Here is a 21,923-nt window from a genome sequence, read left to right as displayed (position 1 = left end):
CGTCAGCGCTGAGCGGCCGCGATCGATTCCCGCGCCGCGGCGGCCACGGCTTCGGCAGTGAACCCGAACTCGCGGAAGAGGACCTTGCCGTCCGCCGAAGCCCCGAAGTGCTCCAGCGAAACGATGCGTCCCGCGTCCCCGACGAACCGGTGCCAGGTCAGACCGATGCCCGCCTCGACCGCGACGCGCGCCTTGACCGACGGCGGAAGCACCGAGTCCCGGTACCCCTGGTCCTGCTCCTCGAACCACTCGACCGACGGCATCGAGACCACCCGCGTGGGCACGCCCGCGGCCTGCAGCTGCTCGCGCGCCTCGACGGCGAGGTGCACCTCGGAGCCGGTGCCGATGAGGACGACCTCGGGCTCGGCCTTCTGCCCGTCGGCGCCCTCGGCGTCGAACAGGACGTAACCGCCCTTGACCGCGCCCTCGGTGACCTCGCGGTCGTACGTCGGTACGCCCTGGCGGGTCAGCGCCAGACCGTGCGGGGCGCCCTTGCCGAACACCTTGGTGTAGCGCTTGAGGATCTCGCGCCAGGCGACGGCCGTCTCGTTCGCGTCGGCCGGACGGACGACGTTCAGACCCGGGATGGCGCGCAGCGTGGCCAGGTGCTCCACCGGCTGGTGCGTCGGGCCGTCCTCGCCGAGACCGATGGAGTCGTGCGTCCACACGTACGTCACCGGCAGGTGCATCAGCGCGGACAGACGCACGGCGTTGCGCATGTAGTCGGAGAACACCAGGAAGGTGCCGCCGAAGATGCGGGTGTTGCCGTGCAGCGCGATGCCGTTCATCTCCGCGGCCATGGAGTGCTCGCGGATGCCGAAGTGGATCGTGCGGCCGTACGGGTCCGCCTCCGGCAGCGGGTTGCCCGCCGGGAGGAACGACGACGTCTTGTCGATCGTGGTGTTGTTCGAGCCCGCGAGGTCGGCGGAGCCGCCCCACAGCTCGGGGATCACCGCGCCGAGCGCCTGCAGGACCTTGCCGGAGGCGGCACGCGTCGCGACGCCCTTGCCCGCCTCGAAGACCGGGAGCTTCTCCTCCCAGCCCGACGGCAGCTCGCCCGCGGCGATCCGGTCGAACTCCGCGGCGCGCCCGGCCTCCTTGGTGCGCCAGGCGGCGAAGCCCTTCTCCCAGGTGGCCTTGGCCTCCTGGCCGCGGTCGAGCGCCTGGCGGGTGTGCGCCAGGACCTCGTCGGGGACCTCGAAGGACTGCTCCGGGTCGAAGCCGAGGACGCGCTTGGTGGCCGCGACCTCCTCGTCGCCGAGCGCAGAGCCGTGCGCGGCCTCGGTGTTCTGCGCGTTCGGGGCCGGCCAGGCGATGATCGAGCGCATCGCGATGAACGACGGCTTGTCGGTGACCGCCTTGGCCTCCTGGATCGCCGCGTACAGCGCGGCCGGGTCCAGGTCGCCGTTCTCCTTCGGCTCCACGCGCTGCACGTGCCAGCCGTAGGCCTCGTACCGCTTCTCGGTGTCCTCGGAGATCGCGGTCTCGGTGTCGCCCTCGATCGAGATGTGGTTGTCGTCCCACAGCAGGATCAGATTGCCGAGCTTCTGGTGCCCGGCCATCGAGGACGCCTCGGCGGAGATGCCCTCCTGGAGGCAGCCGTCACCGGCGATGGCGTAGATGAAGTGGTCGAAGGGAGACTCGCCCGTCGCGGTGTCCGGGTCGAAGAGTCCACGCTCGTACCGCGCGGCCATCGCCATGCCCACGGCGTTGGCGACGCCCTGGCCGAGCGGGCCCGTCGTCGTCTCCACGCCCACCGTGTGGCCGTACTCCGGGTGGCCCGGGGTCTTCGAGCCCCAGGTGCGGAAGGCCTTCAGGTCATCGAGCTCCAGGCCGAAACCGGCCAGGTACAGCTGGATGTAGAGCGTGAGGGACGAGTGGCCCGCGGACAGCACGAAACGGTCGCGTCCGGTCCAGTCGGCGTCCGCCGGATCGTGCCGCATCACCTTCTGGAAAAGGGTGTACGCGGCGGGCGCGAGGCTCATGGCCGTACCCGGATGGCCGTTGCCGACCTTCTGTACGGAATCCATGGCCAGGACGCGGACGGTGTCGACAGCCCGCTGGTCCAGTTCGGTCCACTCGAGGTCTGTGGTGGTCGGCTTGGTGCTCACCCTGAGTCAGGGCTCCTCTCCACATGTCGAATGCCGGCGGCGTATGGATCGCACCGGCCGCTGTCGAGCCTACCGCTGCGAGAACGTGCATTTTTTCGAGTCATTCCAGACTGCCGGGACACGTCCCGATCCGCCTCCCGAAAGGGCTCCGCCGCATTCACCATGTGAATACGGCACTGCTCATCTGCTCGACTCATCCGCTTGTCGCACCGGCGTCCACACCGGGGCGAACCCGCCCACGAACTCCGCTCGTCTGGCCCCTCAACACGAACCCACCCCCGCGAAGGGCGAGGTATGGGCAACGTCTACAGTGGCGTGGTACGCGCGAGCCTTTACCGGATCTTCATGTCCGAACGTCCGACGCAGGGCTTGCTGGGAGTCTCTGTCAGGGGTGTGCGTGACGGCCGTTGAATCCCGTCCAGCGGGGGTAATCGGGACGAGCCAGAGCCCGAGCAACCGGCCGTTCGGGGCCCGAGTCAAGGCATTCGTGGCGCTGACCAAGCCGCGGATCATCGAGCTGCTGCTGATCACCACCGTTCCGGTGATGTTCCTCGCCGAGCAGGGGGTGCCCGACCTGACGCTGGTGTTCGTCACCTGCCTCGGCGGCTACCTGTCGGCGGGCGGCGCCAACGCGCTCAACATGTGGTACGACCGCGACATCGACGCCCTGATGGAGCGCACGTCGCAGCGGCCGCTCGTCACCGGCATGGTCAGCCCGCGCGAGTGCCTGGCCTTCGGCATCACGCTCGCCGTCGTCTCGACGCTGCTGTTCGGGTTCGCCGTCAACTGGCTGTCCGCCTGGCTGTCGCTCGGGGCGCTGCTCTTCTACGTGGTCGTCTACACGATGATCCTCAAGCGCCGGACCTCCCAGAACATCGTCTGGGGCGGCATCGCGGGCTGCCTGCCCGTCCTCATCGGCTGGTCGTCCGTCACCAACTCGATGTCGTGGGCGCCGATCGTCCTCTTCCTCGTCATGTTCTTCTGGACGCCGCCGCACTACTGGCCCCTGTCCATGCGGGTCAAGGAGGACTACGCGCGCGTGGGAGTCCCCATGCTCCCGGTGATCGCCTCCAACAAGGTCGTCGCGCGCCAGATCGTCGTCTACAGCTGGGTCATGGTCGCCGTGTCCCTGCTGCTCCAGCCCCTCGGCTACACCGGCTGGTTCTACACCGCGGTCGCCCTCGCCACCGGCGGCTGGTGGCTGTGGGAGGCCCACGGGCTGCAGAACCGCGCGAAGGCCGAGGCGACCGGCGGCAAGCTCAAGGAGATGCGCCTCTTCCACTGGTCCATCACCTACGTCTCTCTGCTGTTCGTGGCGGTCGCGGTGGACCCCTTCCTGCGGTAGCCCCCGGCGGTTCCCGGTACGGGGTGTGGCCCCCGTCGTCCTCAGGGCGGCGGGGGCCACACCTCTTTCAGTCCTCCCCGAGATACAGATAGCCGTCCTCGTCGAGCGCGGCCGCCCGGCCGGTGCGGAACCAGCCGTCCCGCAGCACCGCGTCCGTTGCCCTCTTGTCACCGAAGTAGCCGCCGAACAGCAGCGGCCCCCGTACGTACAGCGCGCCTCCCGCCACCCGCACCTCGCTGCCGGGAGCGGGCAGCCCGCAGCTCCCCGGCCTGTCGCGGCCGTCGGCGTGCTCCAGGACGGCGAGGTCACCCGTCTCGGCAGACCCGATGACGGCGCGGGCGCGGGCGGCAGGGGTCGCCGTACGCACGGCCTCCAGGAGGCACGGCTCCACCGTGGTCGGCCGCTCCGACTCCACGTCGGCGTACCGCAGACAGGTCAGCTGATGCGGAGCCGAGTCCAGTACGCCCTCCCACACGGAGGGCGGGCCGACCAGTCCTTCCGCGTGGTGCGCCCGGACGGCCGCGCAGATCGCCGCCGGTTCCGGGGCGCCGTCGCCCGCCGGCAGGACGACGGTGCCCCGCGCCTGCCACTGCCGCAGTGCGGCGGCCCAGGCGGGCCAGCGCTCCAGGGGGAAGCCGCACACCAGGGTGCCGCGCGGTTGCGGGCGACAGCCGGGGTGGGTGCGCAGCGCGCTCACGCGGTGGGAGAGGACGACGCCCTGGGGGTGGTCGGACCCGGGTGGCCCGGTGGACGCGGGTGCCCCGGCGGACCCGGGTGCCTCGGTGGACCCGGTGGACCCGGTGGCTCCGGTGGCTCCGGTGGCTCCGGTGGCTCCGGTGAAGAGGATCACGTGGGCGTCGGACTCCTCCGGCCCCGCTCCGAGCGGCCCATCGGCCCCGTGGCCCGGCCCCTCGTCCTCCTCCACGTCCGCGAGCACGGCATGACGTACCCCCGACCCCGCCGCCAGCCGCGCCCCCGACCCCGACCGTGCCGCGTCCGTCACGAGCAGGCGCGGCCGTGCCGCTCGCAGGACGCGCGCGACCCGCTCGGCCCAGGTGTCCCCGGCGCCCGGGGCCACCGGCACGAACACGGCTCCGGCCCGCGCGGTCCCCGCGAAGGCGGCCAGCATCTCCGGCGAGGTCCCCACCGGGCACAGCACGCGGTCGCCGCGCCGCACGCCGTGCGCGGCCAGGAACCGGGCCGCGCGGTCCGCCGCCGCGTCCAGCTCCGCGAAGGTGAGCGCGCGGTCGCCGACCAGCGCGGCCACGCGGTGCGGAACGGCGCGGGCGGCGGACCGGAAGACCTCACCGATCAGCAGTCCGGTCATGGCCCCTGGTCCTACCATGGGGCGGCACCGGGCGGAACGGGCGTGCGCGCCCCCGGCGCGTGCGTGGCCGAGACCACGCCACCCGGGCGTCGCCGAATGATCTACCCGTCGGTAGCATCCTGTGCCATGGCAGACACGGAGCAGGTGACGGAGCAGGGCACCCCGGCCGGCGGCGACGGCGGCGCGACGGCGAAGGCCGCCAAGGAGGCCGCCCGTGCCGAGCGCAGGGCCGCCAGGCTGGCCAAGGAGATCGGCGCGTTCGCGCGGGCGCACGGCGGCGCGGAGGGTCAGGTCGCGTACATCGGCGAGCGGGGCGCGCGGATCGTCCTCGTCGGCGCGGACGGTGGCTGGGGCGACCTCGTCGCGCCGAGCCACGCCATCGCGACGAGCGCCGTGGAGAAGGCCGGGATCACCGTCCACGAGGACTTCGACGGCGACTTCGCGGCCAAGGTGACGACCGGACCGTACGAGTGGAAGCGCATGGCCGGCATCCAGATCGGCAGCCCGACGGGCGGCTGACGACACGCGCGGGGCGGGCGCGGAGTGACGCGGTGAGCAACACCTGACACCGGGGTCACCCGTTAGGACCGTAGGAACACGGTCCACGTCTGGGAGCCAGGATGATCGAAACCCCGTCCCTGGTGGACCAGCACTGCCACGGCGTCCTGCGCACGGAGCTGGGCCTCGGCACCTTCGAGGCCCACCTCGGCCGGGGCGAGGGCCCGCCCGCCCCCGGCACCACCTTCTTCGACACCCAGACCGGCTTCGCCGTGCGCCGCTGGTGTCCGCCGCTGCTCGGCCTCGAGGCGCACTGCCCACCCGCCCGCTATCTCGCCCGCCGCCGTGAACTCGGCGTCCTGGAGGCCGGGCGGCGGCTGCTGCGCGGCAGCGGGATCACGACGTACCTCGTCGACACCGGCCTGCCCGGCGACCTCACCGGGCCCGGCGAACTGGCGTCGACCGGCGCCGCCCAGGCCCACGAGATCGTCCGCCTGGAGTTACTGGCCGAGCAGGTCGCCGACACCTCCGGCACCGTCGACTCCTTCCTCGCCAACCTCGCCGAGTCCGTGCACGGCGCCGCGCACGGAGCCGTCGCGTTCACCTCCGTCGCCGGGGTGCGCGCGGGCGGGGCCCTCGCCTGTGAACCGCCGGGCCCCGGCGAGGTGCGCGGCGCGGCCGGACGCTGGCTGGCCGGGCGGCAGGTGGGCGGCAGGCTCGCCGACCCGGTGCTGCTGCGCCACCTGCTGTGGATCGCGGTCGCCTCCGGCCTGCCCCTGCAACTGCACACCGGCGCCGCCGACCCGCAGTGCTCCTTCGGCGACTTCGCCCGCGCCACCGCCGGACTCGGCACCGACCTGGTGCTCCTGCACGGCTATCCGCACCACCGCGCGGCGGCCCACCTCGCGGGCGTCTTCCCGCACGTGTACGCCGACTTGGGCTCCGCGCTCGTCCGGACCGGGGCGCGTGCGGCCGCCGTCCTCGCCGAGATCCTGGAGCTCGCGCCCTTCGGCAAGCTGCTGTTCTCCAGCGGCGCGCACGGGCTGCCCGAACTGCACGTGGTGGGCGCCCAGCTGTTCCGGGAGGCGCTGGGGCGGGTGCTCGGGACGTGGGTCGCGGAGGGCGCCTGGTCCCTGACGGACGCGCAGCGGGTGGCGGGGCTGATCGCGGCGGGCAACGCGCGGCGTGTGTACGGCCTCGTGGACGACTGAGGTCAGACCGGCGAGAGCTGGGAGTCGTCCACCTGCGTCGGCACGTCCGCCTTGGGCCGCGGCCGCTCCCGCAGGGACAGCAGCACCCGCAGCGCCGCGATCCACACCAGGCACGAGCCGAGCATGTGCGCGGCCACCAGGGCCTCGGGCAGGTCGGTGAAGTACTGGACGTAGCCCACGAGCCCCTGCGCGAGCAGGATCAGGAACAGGTCGCGCGTGCGGTTCAGCGGGCCGCGCGGGGCGTCGACCGCCTTCAGGACGAACCACAGCGCGAACGTCAGCGTCACCACGATCCACGCCAGGACGGCGTGCAGCTTCGTGACGCCCTCCCAGTCCAGGCCCACGGCACCGACGTTCATGCGGGGCACGTCGCTGGAGTCGCCCGCGTGCGGACCCGCGCCGGTCACGACCGTGCCGACGGCGATGAGCAGCACGGTGACGCCGATCAGGACCCACACCAACTGCGCGACGGCCTTGCCGACGAGCGGGCGGGGCTCCGCGTCGCCTTCCCGGGTGCGCTGCCACATCATCGTGGCGACCGCGATCAGGGCGGTGGAGAGCAGGAAGTGCGCCGCGACGGTGTACGGGTTGAGGCCGACGAGCACGACGATGCCGCCGAGCACCGCGTTGCCCATGACGAGCCAGAACTGGGCCCAGCCGTAGCGGGTCAGGCTCCGGCGCCACGGCTTCTGCGAGCGCACGGTGATGATGGCCCAGCCGACGGCGGCACAGAGCACGTACGTCAGCATGCGGTTGCCGAACTCGATGACTCCGTGGAAGCCCATCTCGCTGGTCGCGGTGAGGGACTCGTCGGTGCACTTGGGCCAGGTCGGGCAGCCGAGACCGGAGCCCGTGAGGCGAACGGCGCCGCCGGTGACCACGATGACGCAGGTCATCACGAGCGAGATCAGTGCCGCCCGCTGCACGGTCCGCTGCGTCGGGGTCCAGCGCTCGGCGATGAAGGCGAGCGGATTGCGCACGAATTGAGCGGCGTCGGCTCGGGTCACGTTTGGCACGGGCCCCATCGTAGAAGGCCGCTTGTGCACGGCTTCACGAGGGGGACGTATCCGGTGCTTCTGTGACGGCGGTTACTCCTGACGAGCCGCCGCGTGGCCACTCCCGGCGCAAGACACGTGGCCACTCCCGGCGGAGGACGCGTGGCTACTCCCAGCGGAAGAACCGTGCCGCCGCGCCGAGTCCGAGCACCGACCACACCGCCAGGATCCCGAGGTCCGCCCACGGCATCGCAGCCCCGTCCTGGAGCACGTCCCGCAGCCCGTCCGAGAGCGCCGAGATCGGCAGCAGGCCGAGCGTCGACTCGACGGCGCCGGGGAACTTGTCGAGCGGCACGATGACGCCGCCGCCGACCAGGAGGAGCAGGAAGACCAGGTTGGCGGCGGCCAGCGTCGCCTCCGCCTTGAGCGTTCCGGCCATGAGCAGGCCGAGCCCGGAGAAGGCGGCCGTCCCGAGGAGCAGGAGCAGCAGCACCGCGAACGGGTTGCCGTGCGGCGACCAGCCGAGCGCGAACGCGATCGCCGTGAGCAGCGCGATCTGGAGGACCTCGGTGACGAGCACCGACAGGGTCTTGGCCGTCATCAGGCCCCGGCGCGGCAGCGGCGAGGCGGCGAGGCGCTTGAGCACGCCGTACCGCCGCTCGAAGCCCGTGGCGATGGCCTGGCCGGTGAAGGCCGTCGACATCACGGCGAGGGCGAGGACACCGGGCGCCAGGAAGTCGACCGCCTTGCCCTTGCCCGTGTCCACGATGTCGACCGCGCTGAACAGGACGAGCAGGAGCGTCGGGATGACGACGGTGAGCAGCAGCTGTTCGCCGTTGCGCAGCAGCATCTTCGTCTCGAGCGCGGCCTGCGCGGCGATCATGCGGGGGAGCGGGGCGGCGCCCGGCTTCGGCGCGTACGTACCGGGCGTGCCCGGTGCGTCGGTGGTGCTGGTCACGACCGCAACTCCTTGCCGGTGAGCTCCAAGAAGACGTCCTCGAGTGTGTGGCGTTCGACCGAGATCCGGTCCGGCATGACGCCGTGCTGGGCGCACCAGGAGGTGACGGTGGCGAGCAGCTGGGGGTCGACGGTGCCGCTGACGCGATAGGCGCCGGGGGTGAGTTCGGCGGCGGCGGAGTCCGGGGGCAGCGCCTTGAGGAGGGAGCCGACGTCGAGCCCCGGGCGGCCGGTGAAGCGCAGGGTGTTCTCGGCGCCGCCCCGGCACAGCTCGTCGGGGCTGCCCTGGGCGATGACCTTGCCCGCGTCGATGATGGCGACGTCGTCGGCGAGTTCCTCGGCCTCGTCCATGTGGTGGGTGGTGAGGATCACGGACACGCCGTCTGCGCGCAGGTCGCGCACCAGGCTCCAGGTGGCCCGGCGCGCCTGGGGGTCGAGGCCCGCGGTCGGCTCGTCGAGGAAGACGAGTTCGGGCCGTCCGACCACGGCCATGGCGAGCGCGAGGCGCTGCTGCTGGCCGCCGGAGAGGCGCCGATAGGTGGTGCGGCCGCAGGAGCCGAGGCCGAGGCGCTCGATGAGGGCGTCGACGTCGAGGGGGTGCGCGTGCAGCTTCGCGACGTGGCGCAGCATCTCGTCGGCGCGGGCGCCGGAGTAGACGCCGCCGGACTGCAGCATCACGCCGATGCGGGGCCGCAGCGCGGCGGCCTGCCGGACCGGGTCGAGGCCGAGGACGCGGACCTCGCCCGCGTCCGGCCTGCGGTAGCCCTCGCAGGTCTCGACGGTGGTGGTCTTGCCGGCGCCGTTCGGGCCGAGGACGGCGGTGACGGCGCCCGCGCGGACGTCGAGGTCGAGGCCGTCCACCGCGGTCTTCTTCCCGTACCGCTTGACCAGACCCACGGCCTGGACGACGGACTCAGTTCCCATGCCGGGAAGTCTAGAGAGCGCCGCGGCGTCCACGGTCACGGGGGCCGCGGGGGTCAGGACGGGCCGGGAGGGCCCTTCACCCTGGTCGGATCGGGCCCTGGGGCGGTCGGAAGGGGGCTTGTTTCGGTCCCGCCCGTACGCGGCCGGTGCTCCGCCAGCCACCCCTCCGCGTACGCCACCGCCTCCGCCAGCGGGAACAGCCGCGCGGTCGCCGCCCCCACCCGGCCGCGCACGACCGTCCGCTCGCGTTCGTAGGCCGCGCCGAGGTCGTCGAAGCGGTCGTCGGTGATCGAGGGCTCGCGCACCGTCAGCCAGCGGCGGCCCTCGTCCGTCATGACGGCGAAGGAGTTGTCGACGAGCGGCGCGGGCAGGCGGTACTCGGCCAGGTGGAAGGCCGTGCAGGCGTCGAAGCCCGCGCCCAGGAGCAGCACCCGCGCCCCGGCCCGCTCAAGCGCGGCCAGCGGGCTGCGCTCGCCGAGGCGGCAGTCGAGGGCGTGGCCGTCGGTCAGGGCGGCGGCGCGGGGGCCGACGGCGGCGAAGGACGTCTGCGGGTGGGCGCTGCGGACGGCGCCGGGCCAGGTGCGCACGGTCTCGGGGACGACGCCGACGCCTCGGGTGCGGGCGGTGCGCGGGTCGTAGGCGGGCATCGTGGCGCGGATGGCGTCCCACCAGGAGGCCGGGACGGGTGGGTTCTCCCACTCGGCCGGATCCGAGTTGTCGCTGGACTGCGCGGGCACCACGAGCGTCCCCTCGTCACCCAGACAGTCGAACAGTGCGAGGACGACGGCCTCGGCGCCGCCGCTGACCCAGCCGAGCGAGCTGAGCGAGGTGTGCACGAGCAGCGTCTCGCCGCGGCTCACGCCGAGCGCGCGCAGTTCGTCCGCGATCGACTCACGGGTGCACAAAGGGCCGGTGGGAGGGGGTGCGGGCATGTCAGGGAGTCTTCCCGGCGGGTCGGGAACGCGCCACCGAATTGATCGATCAGTGATCGTTTTCGCAGGTCAGCTTAGGTATGCCTAAGTGACGTAGCGCACCGAACAGTGATCCGGACGCGGGTTGTCAGGCTCTGAGGAATTACGCAACAATGGCGTTGTGAAAAACGTCGGCGAGGCTCGGGAGACCCCCACGGGGGCCCCTCAGGAAGAGCTCGCGACCGGGGAGCGGTCGACCCGCAACCGAGTCGCGCGCTCCATCCTGGACCACGGCCCGTCCACCGTGGCCGACCTCGCGGGCCGCCTCGGCCTGACCCAGGCCGCGGTCCGCCGACACCTCGACTCCCTCGTCCAGGAGAACGTGGTCGAGGGCCGCGAGAAGCGGGTCTACGGCGCCCGGACCCGAGGCCGCCCGGCCAAGGTCTTCGCCCTGACCGACTGCGGCCGCGACGCCTTCGACCAGTCCTACGACAAGCTGGCCGCCGACGCCCTGCGCTGGATCTCCGAGACGCACGGCGAGACGGCGGTCGTGGAATTCGCCCGCGCCCGCATCGCCGAGCAGGCCAAGGCCTACCGCGCGGCGATGGACGCGGCACCCCCCGAGCGCAGGACCGACGCGCTGGCGAAGGCATTGACCGCCGACGGGTACGCTGCTACGGCGCGCAGCGCGCCGGTGGGGGAGCAGCTCTGCCAGCACCACTGCCCGGTCGCCCATGTCGCCGAGCAGTATCCGCAGCTGTGCGAGGCGGAGACGGAGATCTTCTCCGCGCTGCTCGGGACCCACGTCCAGCGCCTGGCCACCATCGCCCATGGGGACGGCGTCTGCACGACGTACATCCCCAAAGCGACCCCCCAGACCACTGATAACGCATCTGCAAGCACCGCCGGGAGGAACCCCGCATGACGCTCCCCATCGAGGAGACTGCTCACCCCGAGCTCGAGGGTCTGGGCAACTACGAATACGGCTGGGCCGACTCCGACGTGGCCGGTGCCTCTGCCAAGCGGGGCATCAACGAGGACGTCGTCCGCGACATCTCCGCGAAGAAGTCCGAGCCGGAGTGGATGACCAAGCTGCGCCTGAAGGGCCTCAGGCTCTTCGACAAGAAGCCCATGCCGAACTGGGGCTCCGACCTCTCCGGCATCGACTTCGACAACATCAAGTACTTCGTGCGCTCCACGGAGAAGCAGGCGGAGTCCTGGGAGGACCTGCCCGAGGACATCAAGAACACGTACGACAAGCTCGGCATCCCCGAGGCGGAGAAGCAGCGCCTCGTCGCCGGCGTCGCCGCGCAGTACGAGTCCGAGGTCGTCTACCACCAGATCCGCGAGGACCTGGAGGAGCAGGGCGTCATCTTCCTGGACACCGACACGGCGCTGAAGGAGCACCCGGAGCTCTTCAAGGAGTACTTCGGCACGGTCATCCCCGTCGGTGACAACAAGTTCGCGTCGCTGAACACCGCCGTCTGGTCCGGCGGATCGTTCATCTACGTCCCCAAGGGCGTGCACGTCGAGATCCCGCTCCAGGCCTACTTCCGCATCAACACGGAGAACATGGGCCAGTTCGAGCGGACGCTGATCATCGTCGACGAAGACGCCTACGTGCACTACGTCGAGGGCTGCACCGCGCCGATCTACAAGTCGGACTCGCTGCACTCCGCCGTCGTGGAGATCATCGTCAAGAAGGGCGCCCGCTGCCGCTACACGACCATCCAGAACTGGTCGAACAACGTCTACAACCTGGTCACCAAGCGCGCCGTGGCGTACGAGGGCGCGACCATGGAGTGGATCGACGGCAACATCGGCTCCAAGGTGACGATGAAGTACCCCGCCGTCTACCTGATGGGTGAGCACGCCAAGGGCGAGACCCTGTCCATCGCCTTCGCGGGCGAGGGCCAGCACCAGGACGCCGGCTCCAAGATGGTCCACATGGCGCCGAACACGTCCTCCAACATCGTGTCGAAGTCCGTGGCGCGCGGCGGTGGCCGTACGTCCTACCGCGGCCTGGTCGAGATCGGCGAGGGCGCGGCCGGATCGAAGTCCAACGTGCTGTGCGACGCGCTGCTCGTGGACACCATCTCCCGCTCCGACACGTATCCGTACGTGGACGTCCGCGAGGACGACGTCTCCATGGGTCACGAGGCGACCGTCTCCAAGGTCTCCGAGGACCAGCTCTTCTACCTGATGAGCCGCGGCCTCACCGAGTTCGAGGCGATGGCGATGATCGTGCGCGGCTTCGTCGAGCCCATCGCGAAGGAACTGCCCATGGAGTACGCCCTGGAGCTCAACCGGCTGATCGAGCTGCAGATGGAAGGCGCGGTCGGTTAAGACCCGCCCTCCGAGCAGTCGCCAGATTTCTTGACGTAGTGACGTAGGAAGAGAGCAGACCGACAGCCATGGCTGAGGCTCAGAACATCCCGGTGGGGTCCACCACCGCCGGCCAGATCGCGGTGGCCGCCGAGTCGACCGTCGCCACGCGCATGAGCGCGCCCCCGTCCTTCGACGTGGCGGACTTCCCGGTCCCCCACGGCCGCGAGGAGGAGTGGCGGTTCACGCCGCTGGAGCGCCTTCGCGGGCTGCACGACGGCACCGCGGTCGCCACCGGCGACGGCGTGCGGATCGACATCGAGGCCCCCGAGGGCGTCGTCGTCGAGACCGTCGGCCGTGACGACGCGCGGCTCGGCAAGGCGGGCGTCCCCGTGGACCGCGTGGCCGCCCAGGCCTACTCCGCCTTCGAGAAGGCCGGTGTCGTCACCGTCCCCAAGGAGACGGTGCTCACCGAACCGATCCGCATCGCCGTGCACGGCGAGGGCGGCGTGGCCTTCGGACACCAGGTCATCGAGCTGGGCGCCTTCGCCGAGGCCGTCGTGGTCATCGACCACACCGGCGACGCGGTCCTCGCGGCCAACGTCGACTACGTCCTCGGCGACGGCGCCAAGCTGACCGTCGTCTCCGTCCAGGACTGGGACGACAAGGCCGTCCACGTCGGCCAGCACAACGCGCTGATCGGCCGGGACGCCACCTTCAAGTCGTTCGTGGTCACCTTCGGCGGCGACGTCGTGCGCCTGCACCCGCGCGTGACCTACGCGGGCACCGGCGGCGAGGCCGAGCTCTTCGGCCTGTACTTCACGGACGCTGGCCAGCACCAGGAGCACCGCCTCCTCGTCGACCACAACGTCCCGCACTGCAAGTCCAACGTCGTCTACAAGGGCGCGCTGCAGGGCGAGCAGGCGCACGCCGTGTGGATCGGCGACGTCCTCATCGAGGCCAAGGCCGAGGGCACGGACACCTACGAGATGAACCGCAACCTCGTCCTCACGGACGGCGCCCGCGTGGACTCCGTACCGAACCTGGAGATCGAGACCGGCGAGATCGTCGGCGCCGGTCACGCCTCCGCCACCGGCCGCTTCGACGACGAGCAGCTCTTCTACCTGATGGCCCGCGGCATCCCGGCCGACGAGGCCCGCCGTCTGGTGGTCCGCGGCTTCTTCGCCGAGCTGGTCCAGCAGATCGCCGTCGCCGACATCGAAGAGCGCCTCCTCGTGAAGATCGACGAGGAGCTGGAGGCGTCCGTCTGATGACATTCGTACGCGCCTGTGGCCTGAGCGAGCTGGAGGAGGACACCCCGAAGCGGGTGGAACTCGACGGCACGCCGGTCTCGGTCGTCCACACCGAGGGCGAGGTGTTCGCGATCCACGACATCTGCTCGCACGCGAACGTCTCCCTCTCCGAGGGCGAGGTGGAGGACTGTCAGATCGAGTGCTGGCTGCACGGCTCCGCGTTCGACCTCCGCACCGGCAAGCCGTCCGGCCTTCCCGCGACGCGCCCCGTCCCCGTATACCCCGTAAAGATCGAAGGGGACGACGTGCTCGTCTCCCTCTCCCAGGAGTCCTGAGGCACCCATGGCAACGCTTGAAATCCGCGACCTGCACGTGACCGTCGAGGTCGAGAACGGCACCAAGGAAATCCTCAAGGGTGTCGACCTGACCGTGAAGCAGGGCGAGACGCACGCCATCATGGGCCCCAACGGCTCCGGCAAGTCGACCCTCGCCTACTCCATCGCGGGCCACCCCAAGTACACGATCACGCAGGGCACCGTCACCCTCGACGGCGAGGACGTCCTCGAGATGGAGGTCGACGAGCGTGCCCGCGCGGGCATGTTCCTCGCCATGCAGTACCCGGTCGAGGTCCCCGGCGTCTCCGTCTCCAACTTCCTGCGCACGTCGGCGACGGCGATCCGCGGCGAGGCCCCCAAGCTGCGCACCTGGGTGAAGGAGGTCAAGGAGTCCATGGCCGGCCTCCAGATGGACCCGTCCTTCGCCGAGCGCAACGTCAACGAGGGCTTCTCCGGCGGTGAGAAGAAGCGCCACGAGATCCTCCAGATGGAACTCCTCAAGCCGAAGATCGCGATCCTCGACGAGACCGACTCCGGCCTGGACGTCGACGCCCTGCGCGTGGTCTCCGAGGGCGTCAACCGCGTCCGCGCCACGGGCGAGGTCGGCACCCTGCTGATCACGCACTACACGCGCATCCTGCGCTACATCAAGCCCGACTTCGTGCACGTCTTCGCCAACGGCAAGATCGCCGAGTCCGGCGGCGCCGAGCTCGCCGACAAGCTGGAGAACGAGGGCTACGAGGCTTACGTGAAGGGTGGCGCATCCGCGTGACTGTGGCCCGCCAGGGGCTCCCCGGCCTCCTCGACACCGAGGCGCTCCGCAAGGACTTCCCGATCCTGGAGCGCGCGCTCCACGACGGCAAGAAGCTCGTGTACCTGGACAACGCGGCGACCTCGCAGACGCCGCGCCAGGTCATCGATGTGCTCAGCGAGTACTACGAGCAGCACAACGCCAACGTCCACCGCGGCGTGCACGTCCTCGCCGAGGAGGCCACCGCGCTGTACGAGGGCGCCCGTGACAAGGTCGCGGAGTTCATCAACGCGCCCAGCCGCGACGAGGTGATCTTCACCAAGAACGCCTCGGAGTCGCTGAACCTCGTGGCCAACATGCTCGGCTGGGCCGACGAGCCCTACCGCGTGGACCACGAGACCGAGATCGTCATCACGGAGATGGAGCACCACTCCAACATCGTGCCGTGGCAGCTGCTCTCGCAGCGCACGGGCGCGAAGCTGAAGTGGTTCGGCCTCACCGACGACGGCCGGCTCGACCTGTCGAACATCGACGAGGTCATCACCGAGAAGACGAAGATCGTCTCCTTCGTGCTCGTGTCCAACATCCTGGGCACGGTCAACCCGGTCGAGGCGATCGTGCGCCGCGCCCAGGAGGTCGGGGCCCTGGTCCTGATCGACGCCTCCCAGGCCGCGCCGCACATGCCCCTGGACGTGCAGGCCCTGCAGGCCGACTTCGTGGCCTTCACCGGCCACAAGATGTGCGGCCCGACGGGCATCGGCGTGCTGTGGGGCCGCCAGGAGCTCCTGGAGGACCTGCCGCCGTTCCTGGGCGGCGGCGAGATGATCGAGACCGTCTCGATGCACTCGTCGACGTACGCGCCCGCGCCGCACAAGTTCGAGGCGGGCACCCCGCCGGTCGCGCAGGCCGTGGGCCTCGGCGCGGCGGTGGACTACCTCACCTCGATCGGCATGGACAAGATCGCCCAGCACGAGCACGCGATCACCGAGTACGCGGTCAAGCGGCTCCTCGAGGTCCCCGACCTCAAGATCATCGGCCCGTCCACGGCCGAGGAGCGCGGCGCCGCGATCTCCTTCACGCTCGGTGACATCCACCCGCACGACGTGGGCCAGGTCCTCGACGAGCAGGGCATCGCGGTCCGGGTCGGCCACCACTGCGCCCGCCCGGTCTGCCTGCGGTACGGAATTCCCGCGACCACGCGAGCGTCGTTCTATCTGTACTCCACTCCCGGCGAGATCGACACGCTCGTCGAGGGTCTGGAGCACGTACGGAACTTCTTCGGCTGAGGGGCCTGGGACGTGAAGCTGGATTCGATGTACCAGGACGTGATCCTGGACCACTACAAGCATCCGCACGGGCGCGGTCTGCGCCCGGGCGACGCCGAGGTGCACCACGTCAACCCGACGTGCGGCGACGAGATCACGCTGCGCGTGAAGTACGACGGCTCGCGCATCGAGGACGTCAGCTATGAGGGCCAGGGCTGCTCCATCAGCCAGGCCAGCGCGTCCGTCCTGAACGAGCTCCTTGTCGGCAAGGAACTGGCCGAGGCGCAGAAGATCCAGGGTGTGTTCCTGGAGCTGATGCAGTCCAAGGGCAAGCTGGAGCCGGACGACGCGATGGAGGAGGTCCTGGAGGACGCGGTCGCGTTCGCCGGGGTCTCGAAGTATCCCGCGCGCGTGAAGTGTGCTCTGCTGAGCTGGATGGCGTGGAAGGACGCGACCGCCCAGGCTCTGGGCGAGAGCGTGGAGAGGAAGACGGCATGAGCGAGCACGGTACGCAGGAGACGCTTTCCACGAAGCCCGCTTCGGAGGAAGAGGTCCGCGAGGCGCTGTACGACGTCGTCGACCCGGAACTGGGCATCGACGTCGTCAACCTGGGCCTGATCTACGGCGTCCACATCGACGACGCCAACATCGCCACCATCGACATGACGCTCACGTCCGCGGCCTGCCCGCTGACCGACGTCATCGAGGACCAGGCGAAGTCCGCGACGGAAGGCATCGTCAACGAACTCAGGATCAACTGGGTCTGGATGCCGCCGTGGGGTCCGGACAAGATCACGGACGATGGGCGCGAGCAGCTCCGGGCGCTGGGCTTCAACGTCTGAGTCCCGCCGCCGCACGCCCCTGAAGGGCCCGCACCGAACCGGTGCGGGCCCTTTTCCGTGCCCGTCTCCGCGTCCGTGCCCTTCTTCGCACCTGCGGGATTTTTTTATGCACGCGCATATGTACAGCCGTACCTATCGTTGTGTACGGTAGTACGCATGGGATACGGACTGCTGGCCGCGGCGATCGCGGCGGAGGTGGCCGGGACTACGGCCATGAAGTACAGCGAAGGGTTCAGCCGGCTGTGGCCGTCGCTGTTCACCGTCGCGGGATATCTGCTGGCCTTCACGCTGCTCGCGCAGACGCTGAAGACACTGTCGGTGGGGACGGCCTACGCGATCTGGGCGGGGATCGGCACCGCCGCCGTCGCCGGGATCGGGATGCTGTTCCTGGGCGAGTCGGCGAGCCTGGTCAAGATCTCGGGCATCGTGCTCGTCATCGCGGGCGTCGTCGTCCTGAACCTCGGCGGGGCCCACTGATGGGGCGGCGCTACGACCCGGAGCGGCGCCAGCGCATCATCGAGGCGGCGCTCAGGGTCGCGGGCGAGAAGGGCATCGCGGGCCTCAGTCACCGGACCGTCGCCGCCGAGGCCGATGTGCCGCTCGGGTCGACGACGTACCACTTCAAGACGCTCGACGACCTGCTCGTGGCCGCGCTGCGCCAGTCCAACGAGGGGTTCGCGCAGATGGTGCGCGACCGCGGTGGCCTGCGGGACCCGGACGCCGACGTACCCGCCGAACTGGCGGCGCTGCTCGGCGAGTGGGCCTCCGGGCGGCGCGAGGCGGTCGAGCTGGAGTACGAGCTCTATCTGTCCGCCCTGCGCCGCCCCGCGCTGCGGCCGGTGGCCGCCGAGTGGTGTGAGGGGGTCGCCGAGGTCCTGCGGGAGCGGACCGACCCCGTCACCGCGCGCGGCCTGGTCGCGGTGATGGACGGGATCTGCCTGCAGGTACTGCTCACGGGGGGCGAGTACGACGAGGCGTACACCCAGGATCTGCTCGGGCGGGTGTTCAACTCCGCTGGTTCCGCAGCGAGTTGACGGCCTCCAGGGCCGCTTCCACGCTCGCCGTCACATCCGTGACCGGGTACTGCACGTCCCGGACGACCCGGTCCGCGTCCACGACGAGCGTCAGCCGCTTGAGGCGGCTCACGCCCGCCGTGCGGAACGTCGGCAGCCGCAGCGCCGCCGTCAGGGCGAGGTCCGCGTCCGAGAGGAGCGGGAAGCGCAGGCCCTCCTTGGCGGCGAACGCCCGCTGTTCGTCTGGGCGTTGGGTGGACACGCCGCGCACGGCCGCGCCCGCCGTGGTGAAGTCGGCGAGCCGGTCGCGGTACGTGCACGACTCCAGCGTGCAGCCGCGTGCGCCGGGGATCGAGGACCAGCCGGGCGGATAGGCGTCCTTGCGGGCGTAGGCGCCGGGGAAGCAGTACAGGACCGTGTACGCCGCGTCCGTGACCGGGTCCGTCTGCTCGCCGTCGTCCGCGAGCAGACGCAGCGCGGGCACCTTCGCGCCGAGCAGCTCGTGCACGCGCCGTGCCTCCTGTGATGCCTCTGTCGGGGCTGTCGCCGTCATCTCTCCCTCTCCGAGCGCCCATGGGTCTCCCCGGTCCTGAAGGGCGATCGGGACCGGCGGCTGGACCCGCCCGCCGTGGCATGTCCTTCACGCTCTCTCGGGTTCGGCGGGACGTTGACCCGGAGTCCCGCATGCTGCCATAGTCCGTTCCCAAAAGGAACTCACTCGATGGCGGGGGCGTGACGATGAGCGGGGGAAGTCTGCGGCGCGGGCTGCGGGATGTGCCGAGGACCGTGTGGCTCCTTGCCGCGGGCCAGTTCTTCAACATGGTCGTGGCCTTCACCTTCGTGTACTTCTTCGTGTACCTGACCGACGAGCGCGGCCTGTCCGTCGCCCAGGCCGGGGTGATCAGCGGCATCGGCGGCGCGGGGACCGTGGCGGGGAACTTCACCGGCGGCTGGTTCGGCGACCGCTACGGACACCGGCGGGTGCTGCTCGTCGGCTCGCTGATCAGCGGGGTCGGCGTGCTCGCGCTGCCGCTGCTGTCCGTGCCGCTGCTGTACGTCGTGCCGGTGGTCAGCCAGTACGCGGCCGGGTGCGTGCGCGCGGCCAACGCCGCCCTCGTCGCCACCGTCGTGCCCGAGGGGGCGCGGCGGCAGGCCTTCGCCGTGATGCGGTTCGCGGCCAACGCGGGGTTCACCGTGGGGCCGCCGCTGGGGGCGCTGCTCATCGCGCAGGGCGGGTACGGGACGCTGTTCGTCGTCGACGGGATCGGGACGCTCGTCTTCGCCGCGTACGCCGCGCGGGTGCTGCCCGCACGGGGCGCGGCCCGCGCGGAGGCCCCCGCCGAGGCCTCGGACGCGCCCGGCGTCTTCGCGGCCCTGCGGCAGCGCCCCACCGTCGTGCTGCTGCTCGCCGCGATCCTCGTCACCGACCTCGTCTACCGGCAGCAGTACTCCACGCTGCCCGCCGACCTCGACCACCACGGCCTCGACACCGGCGTGTACGGCTGGCTGCTAGCCATCAACGGCGGCCTCATCCTGCTCCTGGAGCTGCCCGTCACCGTCGCCCTGCGCGGGCGGGCGCCGCTGCGGATCATCGGCGGGGGCGTGCTGCTCGTCGGGGCGGGGTACGGGGTGCTCGCCGTCGGCCCCGGCGTCGGGACCGCCGTCGCCATGATGCTGCTGCTCACCGCGGGCGAGGTGCTCTACAAGACCCCCGCCACGGCGTTCGTCGCCGACCACGCGCCCGCGCACGCGCAAGGGCGGTTCCAGAGCCTGTACTCGGGGGTGTCGGTGAGCGGCGTCGTGCTCTCGGCGCCGCTCGGCGGGGCGCTGTACACGGTGGCGCCGGGGGTGCTGTGGCCGGTGTGCGCGGTGCTGGCTGGACTGGCCGGGGTGCTGCTTCTGGGAGCGGGGCGCATGTTTCGACCAGCGGCACCCGGCACCGGGGCGCTGTGCCCACCCGTTCCGCCCTGCGGAACGCCTGCCCACAGCGTGGACGAGCATGCAGGCCCTCGAGTCCCGCCCGGCACGTGAGACAGGGACCCGTACCGGTTAGCCTCCGTCGGCCCGGCCCGGTTAGGTTTCACTCATGACCGATACGCCTTCTGTTGACACCTCCCGTACGACCGGCGCCGTCGCCGCCGGGCTCGCCACCGTCGCCGCCGACGGCACCGTCCTCGACACCTGGTTCCCCGCCCCCGAACTCGTCGCCGAGCCCGGCCCCGCGGGGACCGAGCGGCTCTCCGCCGAGCGCGCCGTGGAACTGCTCGGCGAGGGCGCCACGAAGGCGATCGGGCCCGACGCCCGCCGCGGCGTGGAGGTCGTCGCCGTCCGCACGGTCATCGCGTCCCTGGACGACAAGCCGCTGGACGCGCACGACGCGTACCTGCGCCTGCACCTGCTCAGCCACCGCCTGGTCAAGCCGCACGGCCAGAACCTGGACGGCCTCTTCGGGCTGCTCGCCAACGTCGCCTGGACCTCGCTCGGCCCGGTCGCCGTCGACGACCTGGAGAAGGTCCGTCTGAACGCCCGCGCCGAGGGCCTGCACCTGGCGGTGACCTCGGTCGACAAGTTCCCGCGCATGACGGACTACGTCGCCCCCAAGGGCGTCCGCATCGGCGACGCCGACCGGGTGCGGCTCGGCGCGCACCTCGCCGCGGGCACCACCGTGATGCACGAGGGCTTCGTGAACTTCAACGCGGGCACGCTCGGCACGTCCATGGTCGAGGGCCGCATCTCCGCCGGTGTCGTCGTCGGCGACGGCTCCGACATCGGCGGCGGCGCCTCCACGATGGGCACCCTGTCCGGCGGCGGCAACGTCCGCATCGTCATCGGCGAGCGCTGCCTCGTCGGCGCCGAGGCCGGTGTCGGCATCGCCCTCGGCGACGAGTGCGTCGTCGAGGCCGGTCTGTACGTCACCGCGGGGACGCGCGTCACGATGCCCGACGGCGAGATCGTCAAGGCCCGCGACCTGTCCGGCGCCTCGAACATCCTCTTCCGCCGCAACTCGGTCACCGGCGCCGTCGAGGCCCGCCCGAACAACGCGGTCTGGGGCGGCCTGAACGACGTCCTGCACAGCCACAACTGAGCCCGTCCGAACCACCGAAGCGCCCTCCCGGCCCGCCGGGAGGGCGCTTCGCGTGCGTATGCTGCGCGGGCACACCGCACATGAACCAGGGGAGGACTGGATGCGAAAGACAGCGGTCGGGTCGATGGTCACGGGCACGGTGGCCGTCGCGGTGCTCGTCGCCTGCGGGCAGAGCGTCGCGCGGACCGGGGACGGACAGGCGGACGCGGCGGCGGGGAAGACGGGTGGGCACACCTACAAGCTCCAGCACTCCGACATCCACTGGAGCGGCTCCAAGACCCCCTTCGAGTCGCAGATCAAGCTCCCGGACGGGCGCCGGGTGGCCATGCACTACCTGGAGAAGAAGGGCCTGTACGTCCAGGACTACAGCCCCAAGGCGCGCGGCTGGTCCAAGCCCAAGGCCGTCTACCGCACCAAGACCGACGCCTGCCAGGGCATCCACCTCAAGCACCGGGCCGGCACCGTCGCGGCGATCGCCGACTGGGCGACGTACTGCGCCGACGGCGAGCCCCCGCAGGAGTCCCTCGCCGCCGTCGCCACCGGCCGTCTGACCAAGTGGGACCGCCACCTCACCAAGGGCTTCGACGGCTGGGCCAAGGCCGACATCACGAAGAACGGCAAGCAGGTCACGTTCAAGTACCACTCTGACCGGCTGAAGTGGACCAAGGCGAAGGGCTTCCCCAAGAACCCCCTCGACTGACACCGGACCCGCGTTCTTCTTCGGACCCGCGCCGCGCCACAGGCATAGCGGCGCGGGTCCGCGCACGTCATCCAC

22 protein-coding genes and 1 pseudogene are annotated in these 21,923 nt (G+C 71.1%); 16 read left to right on the top strand and 7 right to left on the bottom strand.

The window, feature by feature from the left end; translation table 11 throughout:
* Nucleotides 1-2 precede the first annotated feature (2 nt).
* Nucleotides 3-2,111: a transketolase gene (tkt, locus tag ACFVHO_RS06845; protein WP_385710967.1), complete on the bottom strand. Its 2,109-nt coding sequence runs from the start codon at nt 2,109-2,111 to the stop codon at nt 3-5.
* Between the two features lie 391 nt (nt 2,112-2,502).
* Here tkt and ACFVHO_RS06840 point away from each other — a divergent pair, with 391 nt between their 5' ends.
* Nucleotides 2,503-3,456 (top strand): heme o synthase, encoded by a 954-nt coding sequence (locus ACFVHO_RS06840; protein WP_385710966.1) that lies wholly within the window; start codon nt 2,503-2,505, stop codon nt 3,454-3,456.
* A 67-nt stretch (nt 3,457-3,523) separates the two neighbouring features.
* Here ACFVHO_RS06840 and ACFVHO_RS06835 read toward each other — a convergent pair whose 3' ends face one another.
* On the bottom strand, nt 3,524-4,783 hold the full coding sequence (locus ACFVHO_RS06835) for an AMP-binding protein (protein WP_385710965.1): 1,260 nt from the start codon (nt 4,781-4,783) through the stop codon (nt 3,524-3,526).
* A gap of 126 nt (nt 4,784-4,909) precedes the next feature.
* Here ACFVHO_RS06835 and ACFVHO_RS06830 point away from each other — a divergent pair, with 126 nt between their 5' ends.
* Together ACFVHO_RS06830 and ACFVHO_RS06825 are read left to right on the top strand one after the other, a co-directional pair.
* Nucleotides 4,910-5,302 (top strand): hypothetical protein, encoded by a 393-nt coding sequence (locus tag ACFVHO_RS06830; protein WP_385710963.1) that lies wholly within the window; start codon nt 4,910-4,912, stop codon nt 5,300-5,302.
* 101 nt (nt 5,303-5,403) lie between these two features.
* Nucleotides 5,404-6,492, top strand: a complete 1,089-nt coding sequence (locus ACFVHO_RS06825) for an amidohydrolase family protein (RefSeq protein WP_385710962.1) — start codon at nt 5,404-5,406, stop codon at nt 6,490-6,492.
* A 2-nt stretch (nt 6,493-6,494) separates the two neighbouring features.
* Here ACFVHO_RS06825 and ACFVHO_RS06820 read toward each other — a convergent pair whose 3' ends face one another.
* The 4 genes from ACFVHO_RS06820 to ACFVHO_RS06805 all read right to left on the bottom strand — a co-directional run bounded on the left by ACFVHO_RS06820 (nt 6,495) and on the right by ACFVHO_RS06805 (nt 10,300).
* On the bottom strand, nt 6,495-7,517 hold the full coding sequence (locus tag ACFVHO_RS06820) for a heme A synthase (protein WP_385710960.1): 1,023 nt from the start codon (nt 7,515-7,517) through the stop codon (nt 6,495-6,497).
* A 136-nt stretch (nt 7,518-7,653) separates the two neighbouring features.
* Nucleotides 7,654-8,370 carry an ABC transporter permease gene (locus tag ACFVHO_RS06815; protein WP_385711204.1) on the bottom strand — a complete coding sequence of 239 codons (717 nt, stop codon included), beginning with the start codon at nt 8,368-8,370 and terminating at the stop codon, nt 7,654-7,656.
* 71 nt (nt 8,371-8,441) lie between these two features.
* The gene (locus tag ACFVHO_RS06810) at nt 8,442-9,368 is read right to left on the bottom strand and encodes an ABC transporter ATP-binding protein (RefSeq protein ID WP_385710958.1); all 927 of its coding nucleotides are present in this window, start codon (nt 9,366-9,368) and stop codon (nt 8,442-8,444) included.
* Nucleotides 9,369-9,421: 53 nt separating this feature from the next.
* The gene (locus ACFVHO_RS06805) at nt 9,422-10,300 is read right to left on the bottom strand and encodes an aminoglycoside N(3)-acetyltransferase (protein WP_385710957.1); all 879 of its coding nucleotides are present in this window, start codon (nt 10,298-10,300) and stop codon (nt 9,422-9,424) included.
* A gap of 160 nt (nt 10,301-10,460) precedes the next feature.
* Here ACFVHO_RS06805 and ACFVHO_RS06800 point away from each other — a divergent pair, with 160 nt between their 5' ends.
* The 10 genes from ACFVHO_RS06800 to ACFVHO_RS06755 all read left to right on the top strand — a co-directional run bounded on the left by ACFVHO_RS06800 (nt 10,461) and on the right by ACFVHO_RS06755 (nt 18,084).
* Complete coding sequence (locus ACFVHO_RS06800) at nt 10,461-11,204, top strand: metalloregulator ArsR/SmtB family transcription factor (protein ID WP_030358823.1); 744 nt, start codon at nt 10,461-10,463, stop codon at nt 11,202-11,204.
* Nucleotides 11,201-12,625 (top strand): Fe-S cluster assembly protein SufB, encoded by a 1,425-nt coding sequence (gene sufB, locus ACFVHO_RS06795; RefSeq protein WP_385710955.1) that lies wholly within the window; start codon nt 11,201-11,203, stop codon nt 12,623-12,625. Before ACFVHO_RS06800 ends, sufB begins: the two co-directional genes overlap by 4 nt.
* 68 nt (nt 12,626-12,693) lie before the next feature.
* Nucleotides 12,694-13,875: a Fe-S cluster assembly protein SufD gene (gene sufD, locus ACFVHO_RS06790; RefSeq protein ID WP_385710953.1), complete on the top strand. Its 1,182-nt coding sequence runs from the start codon at nt 12,694-12,696 to the stop codon at nt 13,873-13,875.
* Nucleotides 13,875-14,192, top strand: coding sequence for a bifunctional 3-phenylpropionate/cinnamic acid dioxygenase ferredoxin subunit (locus ACFVHO_RS06785; protein WP_030687200.1), 318 nt, complete (start codon nt 13,875-13,877; stop codon nt 14,190-14,192). The genes sufD and ACFVHO_RS06785 overlap by 1 nt, the downstream gene beginning before the upstream one ends.
* Before the next feature lie 7 nt (nt 14,193-14,199).
* Complete coding sequence (sufC, locus tag ACFVHO_RS06780; protein ID WP_385710952.1) at nt 14,200-14,964, top strand: Fe-S cluster assembly ATPase SufC; 765 nt, start codon at nt 14,200-14,202, stop codon at nt 14,962-14,964.
* A 2-nt stretch (nt 14,965-14,966) separates the two neighbouring features.
* Nucleotides 14,967-16,229, top strand: coding sequence for a cysteine desulfurase (locus tag ACFVHO_RS06775; RefSeq protein WP_385711202.1), 1,263 nt, complete (start codon nt 14,967-14,969; stop codon nt 16,227-16,229).
* Between the two features lie 12 nt (nt 16,230-16,241).
* Complete coding sequence (gene sufU / locus ACFVHO_RS06770) at nt 16,242-16,706, top strand: Fe-S cluster assembly sulfur transfer protein SufU (RefSeq protein WP_385710950.1); 465 nt, start codon at nt 16,242-16,244, stop codon at nt 16,704-16,706.
* On the top strand, nt 16,703-17,050 hold the full coding sequence (locus ACFVHO_RS06765) for a metal-sulfur cluster assembly factor (protein WP_087883607.1): 348 nt from the start codon (nt 16,703-16,705) through the stop codon (nt 17,048-17,050). The genes sufU and ACFVHO_RS06765 overlap by 4 nt, the downstream gene beginning before the upstream one ends.
* Nucleotides 17,051-17,206: 156 nt before the next feature.
* Nucleotides 17,207-17,527, top strand: coding sequence for a DMT family transporter (locus tag ACFVHO_RS06760; protein WP_385710948.1), 321 nt, complete (start codon nt 17,207-17,209; stop codon nt 17,525-17,527).
* Nucleotides 17,527-18,084, top strand: coding sequence for a TetR/AcrR family transcriptional regulator (locus ACFVHO_RS06755; RefSeq protein ID WP_385710946.1), 558 nt, complete (start codon nt 17,527-17,529; stop codon nt 18,082-18,084). Before ACFVHO_RS06760 ends, ACFVHO_RS06755 begins: the two co-directional genes overlap by 1 nt.
* Here the strand turns inward: ACFVHO_RS06755 and ACFVHO_RS06750 are convergent.
* Nucleotides 18,056-18,688, bottom strand: a pseudogene (locus tag ACFVHO_RS06750) (peroxiredoxin); the annotation flags it as partial. The gene ACFVHO_RS06755 and the pseudogene ACFVHO_RS06750 sit on opposite strands and share 29 nt — an antisense overlap.
* A 113-nt stretch (nt 18,689-18,801) precedes the next feature.
* Between ACFVHO_RS06750 and ACFVHO_RS06745 the strand changes: the two are divergent.
* From ACFVHO_RS06745 to ACFVHO_RS06735, 3 genes are all read left to right on the top strand, one after another.
* On the top strand, nt 18,802-20,094 hold the full coding sequence (locus ACFVHO_RS06745; protein ID WP_385710945.1) for an MFS transporter: 1,293 nt from the start codon (nt 18,802-18,804) through the stop codon (nt 20,092-20,094).
* A 55-nt stretch (nt 20,095-20,149) separates the two neighbouring features.
* Entirely contained in the window at nt 20,150-21,148 is a 999-nt protein-coding gene (gene dapD, locus ACFVHO_RS06740) for a 2,3,4,5-tetrahydropyridine-2,6-dicarboxylate N-succinyltransferase (protein ID WP_385710943.1), read from the top strand.
* Nucleotides 21,149-21,248: 100 nt separating this feature from the next.
* A complete protein-coding gene (locus ACFVHO_RS06735; protein ID WP_385710941.1) occupies nt 21,249-21,848 on the top strand; it encodes a hypothetical protein in 600 nt (199 codons plus the stop codon).
* Nucleotides 21,849-21,923 lie beyond the last annotated feature (75 nt).

It is taken from the genome of Streptomyces sp. NPDC127108 (genome assembly GCF_042677545.1).
Classification (GTDB): Bacteria; Actinomycetota; Actinomycetes; order Streptomycetales; family Streptomycetaceae; genus Streptomyces.
This window is presented reverse-complemented; position numbering and strand designations above follow the sequence as displayed.